General features: G+C 74.0%; 10 protein-coding genes and 1 pseudogene. 6 read left to right on the forward strand and 5 right to left on the reverse strand.

What is annotated here, in order from left to right:
* The first annotated feature begins 172 nt into the window (after positions 1–172).
* Entirely contained in the window at positions 173–844 is a 672-nt protein-coding gene (gene purN, locus FRAAL_RS05065) for a phosphoribosylglycinamide formyltransferase (protein ID WP_011602364.1), read from the forward strand.
* A complete protein-coding gene (gene purH, locus FRAAL_RS05070) occupies positions 841–2,487 on the forward strand; it encodes a bifunctional phosphoribosylaminoimidazolecarboxamide formyltransferase/IMP cyclohydrolase (protein WP_011602365.1) in 1,647 nt (548 codons plus the stop codon). The genes purN and purH overlap by 4 nt, the downstream gene beginning before the upstream one ends.
* Positions 2,488–2,905: 418 nt before the next feature.
* On the opposite strand, the gene FRAAL_RS05075 is transcribed toward purH, so the two are convergent.
* Entirely contained in the window at positions 2,906–3,229 is a 324-nt protein-coding gene (locus FRAAL_RS05075) for a hypothetical protein (protein ID WP_041938866.1), read from the reverse strand.
* Between the two features lie 175 nt (positions 3,230–3,404).
* On the reverse strand, positions 3,405–4,040 hold the full coding sequence (locus tag FRAAL_RS05080; protein WP_011602368.1) for an FHA domain-containing protein: 636 nt from the start codon (positions 4,038–4,040) through the stop codon (positions 3,405–3,407).
* 1,078 nt (positions 4,041–5,118) lie between these two features.
* Here FRAAL_RS05080 and FRAAL_RS05085 point away from each other — a divergent pair.
* Positions 5,119–5,571, forward strand: coding sequence for a DUF3017 domain-containing protein (locus FRAAL_RS05085; RefSeq protein WP_231861513.1), 453 nt, complete (start codon positions 5,119–5,121; stop codon positions 5,569–5,571).
* A 1-nt stretch (position 5,572) separates the two neighbouring features.
* Here the strand turns inward: FRAAL_RS05085 and FRAAL_RS05090 are convergent, their stop codons facing one another.
* On the reverse strand, positions 5,573–6,898 hold the full coding sequence (locus FRAAL_RS05090) for an NAD(P)/FAD-dependent oxidoreductase (RefSeq protein ID WP_011602371.1): 1,326 nt from the start codon (positions 6,896–6,898) through the stop codon (positions 5,573–5,575).
* Positions 6,899–7,086: 188 nt separating this feature from the next.
* Here FRAAL_RS05090 and FRAAL_RS05095 point away from each other — a divergent pair, with 188 nt between their 5' ends.
* From FRAAL_RS05095 to FRAAL_RS05105, 3 genes are all read left to right on the forward strand, one after another.
* Positions 7,087–7,944 (forward strand): serine hydrolase domain-containing protein, encoded by an 858-nt coding sequence (locus tag FRAAL_RS05095; RefSeq protein WP_011602372.1) that lies wholly within the window; start codon positions 7,087–7,089, stop codon positions 7,942–7,944.
* A 340-nt stretch (positions 7,945–8,284) separates the two neighbouring features.
* A complete protein-coding gene (locus FRAAL_RS05100; protein WP_011602373.1) occupies positions 8,285–8,902 on the forward strand; it encodes a 2'-5' RNA ligase family protein in 618 nt (205 codons plus the stop codon).
* 30 nt (positions 8,903–8,932) lie between these two features.
* Positions 8,933–10,186 carry a YihY/virulence factor BrkB family protein gene (locus FRAAL_RS05105; protein WP_011602374.1) on the forward strand — a complete coding sequence of 418 codons (1,254 nt, stop codon included), beginning with the start codon at positions 8,933–8,935 and terminating at the stop codon, positions 10,184–10,186.
* A gap of 464 nt (positions 10,187–10,650) precedes the next feature.
* Here FRAAL_RS05105 and FRAAL_RS34625 read toward each other — a convergent pair.
* Positions 10,651–11,700 (reverse strand): annotated as a pseudogene (locus FRAAL_RS34625) (D-alanyl-D-alanine carboxypeptidase family protein); the annotation flags it as partial.
* Positions 11,701–11,741: 41 nt separating this feature from the next.
* A complete protein-coding gene (locus FRAAL_RS05120; RefSeq protein WP_011602376.1) occupies positions 11,742–13,118 on the reverse strand; it encodes a DUF1003 domain-containing protein in 1,377 nt (458 codons plus the stop codon).
* Positions 13,119–13,242 lie beyond the last annotated feature (124 nt).

Genomic DNA, 13,242 nt, shown 5'->3' on the forward strand with positions numbered 1-13,242 from the left:
CGGACGGGTCGTCCTTCGCCGCGGTCGGGGACGTGAGCGTCGCGCGGTGGCGGTGGCACTCAGCGCGCGGCGGCGGCCGTCCCCCTGCGTCTGTGGCGCGTCGACGCTCCGGTCGCTCGGGGCGTCCGGCCCGGGTCCATCGGGCCGTCCCATTCTGGTCACGGAGGGTGAAGTGTCTGCTCGCCTCGTCGTACTTGCCTCGGGCGCGGGAACCACCCTGCAGGCGGTTCTCGACGCGACCGCGGATCCCGAGTTCGGCGCGACCGTCGTGGCGGTCGGCACCGATCGCCACGACACCGGCGCGGAGCGGCGGGCCCGGGAGTACGGCGTCGCGGTGTTCACGGTCCGGCTCGAGGATCATTCCGACCGAGAGGCCTTCAACGTGGCGACCGCCGAGCGGATCGCCGCGTTCGAGCCCGATCTGCTCGTGCTGGCGGGCTACATGAAGATTCTCGGTCGGCGGGTGATCGGCCGGTTCCGGACGATCAACACCCATCCCTCGCTGCTGCCCGCCTTTCCGGGGGCCGCCGCGGTCCGCGACGCGCTCGCCGCCGGGGTGAAGGTGAGCGGGGTGACGGTGCACTGGGTCGACGAGGGGGTCGACACCGGGCCGATCATCGCCCAGCGTCCGGTTCCGGTCGAGCCGGACGACACCGAGCAGACCCTTCGCGCCCGGATCCAGGGCGTCGAGCGAGGGCTGTTCGTCGCGACGATCGGCGAGATCGTGCGGTCGGAGCGCGCGCAGGTGGTTCCGGCCGGGCGTCGGCGTGCCCCCGACCTGCGCGCGCCGACGCGAGGTTCAGGTACCGGCAGAGGCTCAGCTCACGTCCAGGAGGAATCATGACGTCATCGGGCGAAGGCACGGCGGGCGCAGACGGCGCCGCCCGAGGATCCGAGTCCGCCGAGGTGATCCCCACCGGGCGACGGCCGCTGCGCCGAGCGCTCGTCAGCGTGTACGACAAGAGCGGGCTCGACGTGCTCGCCGAGGCGTTCCTGGCCGCAGGGGTCGAGGTCGTCTCCACCGGGTCGACCGCGGACGTGCTGGCTCGCCATGGGCTGGCGGTCATCCCGGTCAGCACCGTCACCGGCTTTCCGGAGGTGCTCGGCGGGCGGGTCAAGACGCTGCACCCGCACGTGCACGCCGGTCTGCTCGCGGACCTGCGCAACGCCGAGCACGCGGCCGTCCTGGCCGAGCTCGACATCGCGCCGTTCGATCTGGTCGTGGTCAACCTCTACCCGTTCGCCGCGACGGTGGCCGGTGGCGCGAGCGAGGACGAGGCGATCGAGCAGATCGACATCGGTGGCCCGGCGATGATCCGTGCGGCGGCGAAGAACCACGCGTCGGTCGCCGTCGTCGTCTCGCCGGACGAGTACGCGCAGCTGGCCGAGGCGGTCCGCGGTCCGGGCTACGACCTGCCGGCCCGCCGCCGGCTCGCGGCCAGGGCGTTCGCCCACACCGCCGCCTACGACGTCGCGGTGTCCTCGTGGTTCGCCGGGGTCGTCGCCCCCGACGAGGTCGCCCGGGAGACCGGCTGGCCCGACGTGCTGTCCGTGCAGTGGCACCGTTCGGACGTGCTGCGTTACGGCGAGAACCCGCACCAGCGGGCCGCCCTCTACGTCGAGGCCGGTGGCGAGGGGCAGCCGGGCCTGGCCACGGCCCGCCAGCTGCACGGCAAGCAGATGTCGTACAACAACTACACCGACACCGACGCGGCCCGCCGCGCGGTGTACGACTTCACCGAGCCGGCGGTCGCCGTGATCAAGCATGCCAACCCGTGCGGCATCGCGGTCGGCGCGACGATCGCCGAGGCCCACCGCAAGGCGCACGCCTGCGACCCGGTCTCCGCGTTCGGCGGGGTGATCGCCACCAACCGGCCGGTCTCGGTGGAGCTCGCCGAGCAGATCGCGGAGATCTTCACCGAGGTCGTCGTGGCGCCGTCCTACGAGGCGGGGGCCGTGGAGATCCTCGCCCGCAAGCCGTCGATCCGCCTGCTGGAGTGCCCCGCGCCCCCGCATCAGCGCGGGATCGAGTTGCGTCAGGTCAGCGGCGGCCTGCTGCTGCAGTCGCGGGACGCGGTCGAGGAACCGGGCGACGAGCCGTCGGGCTGGACGCTGGAGGCGGGCTCCCCCGCGGACGAGGCGCTGCTGGCCGACCTGCGCTTCGCCTGGCGCGCGGTGCGTGCGGTCAAGTCCAACGCGATTCTGCTCGCCAGCGACGGCGCCACCGTGGGCGTCGGGATGGGACAGGTCAACCGGGTCGACGCGGCACGACTCGCGGTGACCCGGGCGGCGGACCGAGCGAAGGGCGCGGTCGCGGCCAGCGACGCCTACTTCCCGTTCCCGGACGGGTTCGAGGTCCTCGCCGAGGCCGGAGTCCGGGCCGTCGTCGAGCCGGGCGGATCGGTGCGCGACGAACTCGTCATCGCGGCCGCCCGGGAGGCCGGCGTGACGCTCTACTTCAGCGGGGTGCGCCACTTCGCGCACTGACGCCGGCCCCTCGGTGGGGCGACGGGGGAGCCTGCCGGCAGGTTCAGCGGAACCGCCGGGGGGCCCACCGCGCCGGTGGCGCCGGCCGCGGATGCTCCGGCTCGATGACAGCTCGACCCGGGGGCGGGGCAGCCGGCGCGTCCGGCGCCGGCGCCGGACGCGGTTCGTGGGCGTCGGCGGGGAGCTCCGGCGGGGGCCACGCGCGCGGCGGCGGTCGCGGCCCGTCCGACTCCGGCTCCGCCGAACCCTCGGGCGGGCTGGATGCGACCGCCTCCGTGCCGTGCTCGGCGGACCACACGCCCCCCGGGGGGACCGGCGCACCAGGCGGCCGTGGATCAGATCCCGGCGCCGATGGACCCCGGGATGACTCGTCGGTGGCGCCGTCCGGCGGCGCGTCGCCCCGCCCGGTGCCACCGCTTCAGGACGCGGCGTTCGCCTCCGCGGCGGCGGAGCCCCGCCGGCCGGTCGCGCTGCCGTTCGCCGTGGTGGCCGTCGGCGCGCTCGCCGCCGCCGCCGTCCCGCCCGGCTGGTCGCCGTTGGGCACGTAGCGCTGGGCGACCCAGTCCAGGGCGTCACGCCAGCTCGCGCCGTACAGCACCGAGATCCGGTCGGCCGTCTGCCGCGCCAACGCCTGGACGAACACCCTGTCGTCGCTGTCCAGGTGTCGGGCGTCACCGAAGGTCTCCCAGGCCCTGAACATCAGTTCCTGAAGCTTCTTGCTGTGAGGCGATTCGTCTGCCACGTCGAACTCCCTCCAAGTGGGCACCGCGGCCGGAAGTCTGCCCTAAGCGCGCGGGAGGCCCACAGGTGGGGGTGTTGAGCATTGTGTTCCCGATGTGGCCGAATGGGGCGATGACTCACTTGCATACCCGCATGTGATATAGGGCCCATCGCCCCGGCGTGCGCTGCTCGGGAGCTCAGGAGTGCTGCATCGGCTCCGCCACGTGCGGGCGAACGATCCCGAGCCGCATCACCTCGTTCGCCAACCGTCCCCGCCGGTTCGGTCCCGGCGCGATGTCGAACTTGCGGTAGAGCCGCAGCAGGTGCTGCTTGACCGCCCCCTCGGTGACGACGAGGTTTTCGGCCACCTCGCGCGTCGATGACGGGATGACGAAAGCACCCGGCGCGCCGGCCGGGCGGGACAGCGCGCGCAGCACGTCCCATTCTCGGCGGGTGAGATCGGGCGGGTCGGGGACGCGCAGTTCTGCGGTCCGGTCCCGGCCCATCAACCCGCCGCCCGCCTCGATGGTGAACTCGATCAGCGGGCGCCGGTCCTGGAAGCGCACGCCCGCCGCGCCAAAGCGGATGACATCGCCGTCATGGAGGATGCGCCGGCCGACGGGCTGACCGTTGACCCGGGTGCCGTTGCGAGACAGCCCCTGATCCCAGACGTAGAGGTACGGGCCCCGCCGCACGATCTCGGCGTGCAGCCGGGAGACGCTGGAATCGGCGAGCGGCACGTCGACCCCCGGTCCCCGCCCCACCGTCGTGATCTCGGTGTGCAAAGAGATGACCTCACCGGTGATCTCGATCCGCAGACTCGGCCCGTCCACTTCTGTCCAACCTCGCTTCCATCGATCAACGCTAGTCCGTGACCTGCCCGCCCCCCGCATCGCACGCGCCGGCTCCCCTGTGACCGCTGGTGACCGCATCCGGGGCGCTGGGGCAATCCTCTGGCCAGTGATCCCCGGTCGGGGGTCAGTAACACGCGACTTTTGGACGATCTGGCCGCTTCGGATTCACAGGTGACCGGTGGACGGCCGGAGCACGGCCTACCGTGTGTCCTGAGGATCCGGTCATGCTGGTTGGATGAGTGTTCTGCAGCGTCCTGTCGCGGTGGGACCGTCGGTGACGGCGTCGCACCGCGACGATCAGCACGGCAGGCCCGTCCGACAACGACACTGACCGGCGCCGGAGGTGGGGGTGACCGACGCGCCACGCCGGCCCGACCCACGCCGCTCCGACCCGTTCCGACCCGACCCGCTCCGACCCGAGGATGCGCGCAGGCCCGGCGATGAGGGTTGGCCCGGTGATGAGGGTTGGCCCGGTGACGTGGGTTGGCCCCAGGCTGGGTACCGGCCCGAGGCTGCAGGCCGGGACGAGGTTCAAAGCCCGAACGCAGCCGCCTCCTGGGATGAGGCTGTCTCCCGGGACGAATCCACTTCCCGGGACGAACCCACTTACCGGGACGGGGTTCTTCCCCGAGACGGGGTTCCCGGGGGCGGGGGCGGGGGCGAGCCGGGGAACCGCAAGGATGCGCGGGGCGGCCCGGCCGGGGAACCCGGCTGGCGGGGTGCCGCGCCGGAGCACCGCTCGGCGCGCGTCCGGCCGCAGCCGTGGTACCCCGACGAACGCGGCCGCGGCGACGCCGACCGCCATCGCGAGCCGCGCCGCCGGGAGGACCGACCCGCGCCGCCGGTGCCGCCGGTTCCGCCGGCCGATCCGGCGTCCACCCGTACCGCGCGCGGCGGGCTGCGCCGCGGTGAGGACCAGCGCGGCGAGGAGCAGCGCAGGGCGGCTCGTGAGGCCGACACTCGCCCGCGACTCGGGGCGAGGGGTCCCGCGGTGGACCGGCGACCTTCCGCCCGGCGCGCGGGGGGAGCAGTCGGACCGGATCCGGCGGAGTCGTCGGTGCGTGCCTGGCCACCCGACGACTCCGCGGACCGCGGGCCGCTCGGGGCACCCGTGGCATCCGTGGCCTCGCGGCCCGATGCCCAGGCCGGGCCGCCGGACGCTTCCGCCGGGCGCGGGCTGACGGCCGGGCCTGCCGCGTCCATGGTGTCCGGCGGGAGCGGAGCCGGTCGGCTCGGCATCGTCGGCTGGCTGCGGCGCGAGATGCTGTTTGCGTCGGTGCTGGTGGGCGTCATGGTCGGGTTGACGCTCGTCTATCAGGACCGGTGGCGTCGCGGCATGCTGGTGGTCGGGGTCGTGCTGGCCCTGGCGGGACTCGCCCGCCTCGTGCTGCCGACGCGGCGGGTGGGTCTGCTCGCGGTGCGCGGGCGGGCGTTCGACACCGTGATCCTGATGCTGTTCGGGGCAGCCGTGATCACGCTCACCTCCGCGGTGCCCTACCTGGGACCGTGAGTCAGCGCCGCCCGGACATGGTGCGCCGCACGGCGAGCCGGGTCAGGGAACTGGTCGGGATCGTTCCCTGACCGAGCCCGATCTCGACGAGGGTGTCGTAGAGCTCGGTGCGGGTGCGGGCGGCTCGCACCGCGGCGTCCATCATCGTGCGGCGCCGGCCGACGAGCCCGGCGAGCAGGGCGGTGTGCCGCAGGTGCCGACCGAGCTCGGCGTCGAGCGAGCGTCGGTAGCGCCGGCCGGCGCCGGTGGGGTTCGCCACGCCGACCGCTGCCTGCCCGGCCAGGGAGCCGGACAGCAGGGCGTAGTAGATGCCCTCTCCGGTCAGGGGATTGATCAGCGAGGCCGCGTCGCCGGCGAGGAGCACCGGACCGTTGGGCTGGCGCGGCCGATGAGTCGACAGGGGCAGGTGGTGGGCCCGCAGCGTGGTCGGGTCCGCCGGCGTCTGCGGCAGCATCCGGGCCAGGGTGCGGTGCAGGACCGTCTTCGCGCTCGTCCCGTCGTCGCCGCCGGTCAGGCGGGAGCGCAGCATGCCGTAGCCGATGTTCGCCCGGCCGTCGCCGATCGGAAACGACCATGCGTAGGCCGGCCAGCCGTCGTCGGTCATGTGGATGAACTGCTCGGGCGGACGCTCGTCGGCGGGGAGGTCGGCATACGCCCGCACCGCGATCGCCATGGCCTCGGGCGGGTTCGCCGCCAGGTTCAGCCCGCGTCGCACGACCGAGTTCGCGCCGTCCGCGCCGATGACGACCCGGGCCGTCAGGGTGCCGTTGACGACGACGACGGGTTCGCGCCCCCGCCCGTCGGGCCGGGGCCGGTCGGCGAGCTCCAGGGTCCGCACCCGGCGTCGCACCAGGTGGGCGCCGCGGGCGCGGGCCGCGGCCACGAGACGGGCGTCGAAGACCTCCCGGGGAACCACGTAGCTGGCCCGGACCGACGGGGTGGCCACCTCCGCGCCACCCGGCGTGCGCAGCCGCATCCGGTCGACCGGCCGGTAGCCGGCGACGGCGTCGGTGACGCCGAGGTCGCGCAGCACGTCCAGGCCGTGCGGGGCGATGCCGTCGCCGCACGTCTTGTCCCGGGGGAACGCGGCGGCGTCCGCGATGACGACGCTGGCCTCGGGGCGTTCCCGCAGTGCCGCCAGCGCCGCCGCGCAGCCGGCCGGACCGCCGCCGACGATGAGCACGTCGATCGTGCGGTCGGGCAGATCCACCGACTCGTCGACGCGCACGATCGGGGTCGCCGTCGTGATGGTGTCGATGTCCTTCGCTGGTCCCGCCGGGATGGGGCGTGGGTCGGACGGGAGGGGCGCTGAGGACGGGGTCTGCACGCCCGCCAGTCTCGCAGCCGACCGCGGGACAGTGCGCCGGCGCCCCCGGTGCCTGGCGTGGGCCCGCCCGCCGCGCGGGCGGGTCGCCCGGGTCGGCGTGGTCCGTTCGGGTCAGGCCGGGTCAGGTCGGATCCGTCCGGGTCCGGTCGGGACCACGGCCCGGCGGCGCAGTTCGTACAGTGCGTGGCGTGGACGCACTGGAGCAGGTTTCGCGGTGGCCGGTCGGGACGGTGGCGGTCACGGTCCTCGGCCGCGAGGACGCTTCCGGCACCGGGACGGTGCGGGAGCTCGGCCGGACCGGCCCGGACGATCACCCGTTCCGGCTTGCCTCGGTGTCGAAGCTGCTCAGCGCCTACGCGGTGCTCATCGCCGTGGAGGAGGGCGCGATCGGGCTGGCCGACCCGGCCGGCCCCGAGTCGTCCACCGTGGCGCACCTGCTCGCCCACGCCTCCGGGTTGGCGTTCGAGGGCGACAAGGTGCTCGCCGCGCCGGGCACCCGCCGGATCTACTCCAACGCCGGCTTCGACCGGCTGGCCGAGGTGGTCACCCGGGCGACGGGGATCGCCTTCGCCGACTACCTGGCCGAGGCCGTGTTCGAGCCGCTGGGGATGCGGCGGGCCAGCCTCGTCGGCTCGGCGGCCGCCGGGGTGACGGCGACCCTGGCCGATCTGCGCACCTTCGCCGCCGAGCTGCTCGCCCCCACCCTCCTGTCGGCCGCGACGTCGGCGGCCGCGACCTCGGTCGCCTTCCCGGGGCTGACCGGTGTCCTGCCGGGCTTCGGGCGTCAGGACCCGAACGACTGGGGACTGGGATTCGAGATCCGCGGGAGTAAGCATCCGCACTGGACCGGCGGCGCGAACGCCCCGACCACCTTCGGTCACTTTGGCCAGGCCGGCACGTTCCTGTGGGTGGATCCGGTCGCCCGGCTCGCCTGCGTCACGCTCTGCGATCGGGACTTCGGGGACTGGGCGCGCCGCATGTGGCCACCCCTGTCGGATGACGTGCTGGCGCAGGCCCGCCCCCAGGTGGTGAATCCCTCGGCGTGACCGGACCGCGCAGCGACGGGCGGGCAGCCGCCGCCGATGACACTTGTCGGGATCCTCCCACGATCAGCCGCATCCATATGGCGGGTTGTCGCCGTTCTGGCCGGATCTGCGCGTGAGCGGGTCGCGGTCTTCTGGTCCGCGGGAGACAGGCGGGGTCGGTGGGCCATGATGTCGGCATGCTTTCCTCGGCGACACCGACCCCGACGGCCGGTCACCGACCCGGTGATGGCGCGCCCGCAAGTACCGAGAGTTACGATCTTCGGCTGGGATGTCACGGGCGCCGCGCGTGCCACGGTGCCGGTCGCGCATGAGTGAAAGGTCGCTCGAACCAGGCGCCGTCGTGCGCGCGGCGGATCCGGCCCGCCCGGCCGACGCGGTGGACCTGGCCGACATCGGCGTCGCGATCGGCATTCCGGAGCCCTACCGGACCGAGCTGCAGGACTGGCGGGAGCGGCTCGGGGATCCCAATGCCGCCCTCATCGTTCCGCATGTCACCCTGCTCGGGCCGACGACGGTCAGGCTGGCCGATCTGCCGGCGATCGAGCGCCATCTCGCGGGAATCGCCCCGCCGAACGCTCCGTTCACGATTCGTCTGCGGGGCTCGGGGACGTTCCGTCCACTGTCGCCCGTTGTCTTCGTCGCTCTCGTCGCGGGTGCGGCCCGCTGCGCCACGCTGGCGGCGGCGGTGCGGTCCGGCCCTCTGGACCGGCCGCTGAACTTCGCCTATCACCCGCATGTCACCGTGGCTCACGACATCGCCGAGGACGGTCTCGACCGCGCCTACGAAGCGCTGGCCGACTATCAGGCACAGTTCGAGGTCCAGGGCTTCGGCCTCTACGAAAGAGGGGTCGACCTCCGCTGGCGGCAACTACGCTTCTATCCGTTCGGTCAGCAGGGGGACGAGTCCGAACCGAATGGCGACGGAGGGCGACGCGCCGGCCTCGGTTCACGGGAATGACCAGGCGTCGGCGGGGGGACATCGACGGGTGTGACAAAACCTCGTGAGGCGGTTCGGGCCGGCGTCGGCACGGTTTCCGACACCGCGGGGGCGGTAAGGGCGAAACGTCCGTTTCTTGACCACATCATTCGGGCGTACTCCCGGTACACGGCCGACGGCGGGGACCGGCTGGCAGCGTCGGCGACGTACTTCGCCTTCCTGTCGTTCTTCCCGATCGTCGCGCTCGCCTTCGCGGTCACGGGGTTCGTGGTCGACGCCTACCCCGACGTGCAGGACAGCCTGACCAAGCAGATCAACGACTACCTGCCGGGGCTGGCGGACCGGCTCGACGTCACGTCGATCGGCAACGCCAAGGTCGGTGTCGGCATCGTCGGCCTGCTCGGACTGCTGCTCGCCGGTCTCGCCTGGATCGACGCGCTGCGCGACGCCCTGCGGCTGATCTGGCACCAGGACATCGACGTCGGCAACATCATCATGCGGCGGCTGCGGGACATCACGGTCCTCGCCGGTCTCGGGCTGACGCTGCTGGCCTCGCTCGTGGTCACCAGCCTTTCGACCTCGGCGACCGGGACGTTCCTGGACTGGATCGGGCTGTCCGGCAGCACGGCCGCCGCGTGGGTCACCGGCATCCTGGCGCTGCTCGTCGCCCTCGCGATCGATACCGCGGTGTTCCTCTACCTGTTCTGGCGGTTGCCCGGGCAGACCGACCGGAGCCGGTCGGCGCGCGGCGCGGTCCTCGGCGCGGTCGGGCTGGAGATCCTCAAGGTGGTGGGGACCTGGCTGATCGGCAAGACCACGGGCAACCCGGTCTACGGCACGTTCGCGGTCATCGTCGGACTGCTCATCTGGATCAACATCGTGATGCGCTGGACGCTGTTCGCCGCCGCCTGGACGGTGACCGCGCCCTACGCCTCGGACGTGTACCCCTCGGGGACGGCGGTGCCCCCCGAGGCTCACCGGCCGAACGGGTCCGCGAGCCGGGACGCCTCGCGGCCCGCCGTGCCCCACGGGGCCGACTCCCCGTCCGCTCGGGGCACCGCCCCGGCGGACCCGCCCGGGTCGGACCCGTCGCCGTCGCACGGGTCCGCGTCGGACCTGTCCCGGCCGAAGCGATCCTCGCCGGGCCGCCAGCCCTCCCGCCTGGAGCCCGACGAGTCGACCTCCACGACGCCGTACTCCTCCGGCGGGTCCGTGGCCACCCGCTCGGACGCGACGCTGACCGCCAGGCTGCGCGCCCTGCTGCGCCGGCGCCATCCATCGGAGACCTCCGGCGGGTCGGGCTGAGGGGGCACGGCTCGGCGCGGCCGCGCGCCGAGCCGACTCGCGCAACGGCCCCGTGGCACAGCCGGTGAGGTGCCCACCACCACCGGCGGGCCCGACTCGCGGTGCCGGCGACGGCCGCGGGCCGCGCGTCGGGTGAGGACGGTCATCACGCAGGCGCCCGCTGTGAGCGCAAGCGCGATCCAGGTCATCGGGCCGATGTCGCCGGCGAGACCGCCCGAGTGGTCCGCTCGATGGACGGGCGCCGCCGCGGGCCGCGCGACCGCCTGCGCGGCGGCCACCGGCCGGGTAGCGTCGCCGGCCACGGACGCCGCGGGGTTCGGCAGGTAGCCGACCGGCGTCACCTGATCGGCGTGCGCGAATCCCCAGTCGAGCAGGGCGCGTGCGTCGGTGCCGTAGGCGGGGGCCGCGCGCAGCAACGCGACGATGAGCGTCCGGCCGCCACGGGTGGCGGCCCCGACGAACGTCGCACCGGCCGCCACCGTGTACCCGTTCTTCACCCCGACGGCGCCATCGTAGGTGCGCAGCAGCGCGTTGTGGTTCTGGATCTCGAAGCGCTGGTCGCCGCGCCCGGCGAGGGACGCCCGCGGGATGGTGAGGTATCCCCGCACGCTCGGGTCGTTGAGGGCGGCGCGGCCGAGCACGGCGAGGTCATAGACGCTGGTCACCTGCCCCGGACTGTCCAGCCCGGTCGGATCGCCGGCCACCGTCTCGCGCGTGCCCAGTGACCTGGCCAGCGCGTTCATCCGGGCCAGGACCGCCGCGGTGCCGCCGGCGGCCTCGACGAGGGCCACCGTCGCGTCGTTGCCACTGGAGATCATCATCGCCGTCGCCAGGTCCCGGACGGTGTACCCGACGCCGGGCACCAGACCGACCTTGGTGCCGTCCACGCGGGGGGCGTTCTCGTCGACGGTGATGACCCGGTCCGGCGGCAGGCCGGGGAGCACGGTCAGCGCGGTGAGGATCTTCATGGTGCTGGCCGGCAGATCCGGCGCGTGCGGGCGGGAGGCGGCAAGGACGGCGCCGCTGCCGGCGTCCGCGACCAGCCAGGCCTGCGCGGTCAGCCCCGCCGGTGCGGGCGGGGCGGGGGAGCCCGCGGGCGCCGGCGCGGGTGTGTCTGGAGCCGCCAGGGCCGTCGGGGCGTCGACGCCTGCCTGGCCGCCCGCTCCCGTGGTGCCTCCGGTGCCGGCCTGAGCACCGCCGATGGCCTGGCCTCCCGCCCCGGGAGCCGCCGGCGTCGCGGCGGCGGCGGCCAGGGCGGGGGCGAGCCACACCGCTGGGGCAAACAGCAGGCCCACGGCTGTGAGGGTGAGGACCAGGGCGCGACGGGCCGGCAGAGTGGGACGGGCCGGCAGAGTGGGACGGGCCGGCAGAGTGGGACGGGCCGGCAGAGTGGGACGGGCCGGCAGAGTGGGAGGGGCTGACGGTGTTGAACCGGCTGGCAAAGGTGAACCGGCTGGCAAGGGCGAACCGGCTGGGAAGGTTGGACGGGAGCGACACGACCGGCCGGCACGCACCTACAGAACGCTACTGGCTTGGGCCGCTCTCGCGCGGGCGGTCACGAGACGTGTCGCGAAGTGGCGTTCACTGTGGGCGAATCGGCTGATTTCGGGTGTTCCGTCGATCGGCGGGCCGATCCGGCGTGCAACGGGGATCGATGATGTCCGCGGCTCGGTGCCGCCCGGCCCGCCCGATGGGTGGCGGAGCCACTGGCGCCCGTGTCTGCCCTGGCCGCGTCGGTCGCCGACGGGTCGGCCTCACCAGGTTCGGTCGCCACCGGCGCGCCCGGGATCCCCGCGGCGGTGGGTCGGGAACCGTCGATCGCAGTCGCGACGAGGTGCGCCGGCGCCGGCTCGGGACCGGCGTCGACCGCCTCGACCGCCTTGGTCTCATCGGTCTCATCGGTCCGGGAGATACCACCGGCGTGCCCGGCCGGGCTGACTCCGCCGGCCGGGCTGACTCCGGAGGGTGGCGGGGAGAGCTCGTCGGCGCCGTCGCGGCTCGTCATGTCCGCCGGCGATCCCTCGGCCGGCGACTGCTCGGCCGGCGCTCCCTCGGTCGGGGAGCCGCTGCCCGTCGGGGTGTCGACAGGCATGTTCGCCGACGCGATCTTGGCGATACGGGCACGCTTGGCGCCCTTGGGACGCTTCGGCGCCCTGGGGCGGGGGAGGCCGGGCCCGTCGGCATCCTCGGCGGAACCCGCACCGCCGTCGCGGACCGCGGAGGGTGCGGCGGCCGAACCGGCCGGCTCCCGGTCGTCCGCGCCGGAACGGGCCGAGGTACCGGGGTGGGCCGAGGTACCGGGGTGGGTCGACGGACCGGGGTGAGTCGACGGACCCGGGCGGACGAACGCGCCGGGCTGGGCGGGTTCGCCGGATCGCCGGGCGGGCTGGGGCTGACGGGGGAGCTCGACGGCCTCCCGGAGCAGGCTTTCGAGGTCTCCGCGCAGCGCCTCGAGCTGACCGGCCAGTTCCCCCCGTACGTACTGGCGCGTCGCCGCCTCGCTCTGCGCGAGCCGCAGGGCTGCGACCTCGCGGGTCAGGAACTCCGTGTCCTCACGCATGCGGCCGGCGACGGCCCGGTCCTCGGTGAGCGAAGCCCGGTCGCGGTCGTCCTGACGGTTCTGGGCGAGCAGGATGAGCGGCGCAGCGTAGGCGGCCTGGGTGGAGAAGGCCAGGTTCAGCAGAATGAACGGGTAGGGATCCCAGCGCATCAGCGGCACCGCGATGTTCAGGGCGATCCAGACGATGACGATGGCTGTCTGGATCGCGAGATAGCGCCCGGTGCCCAGGAAGCGGGCGATGGTCTCCGCGACGCGGCTGACCGTCTCCCGGTCCACCCGGGGAAGGAGCGCGCCCCGGCCGGAGACCGGCAGATCGAGACGATCGGTGCCCAGACCTCGACGGTCCGTCGTTCGCGTTGCTGAGATGGTCATGGAAGCTCCCCACCCGCGCGCAGGCGGCCACCGCCGACGTGCGCGCGCTCCTCGAGCAGGCCGCACGCGCCGTTGCCACGGCGGCCTCAGGTCGACACGACATCAATCGACCGCACCTGCTCGT

This window comes from Frankia alni ACN14a (assembly GCF_000058485.1).
Classification (GTDB): Bacteria; Actinomycetota; Actinomycetes; order Frankiales; family Frankiaceae; genus Frankia; species Frankia alni.

Coding starts and splice junctions, on each gene's coding strand:
- purH (WP_011602365.1), top strand. CDS start 841: ATGACGTCATCGGGCGAAGGCACGGCGGGCGCAGACGGCGCCGCCCGA.
- FRAAL_RS05120 (WP_011602376.1), bottom strand. CDS start 13,118: ATGACCATCTCAGCAACGCGAACGACGGACCGTCGAGGTCTGGGCACC.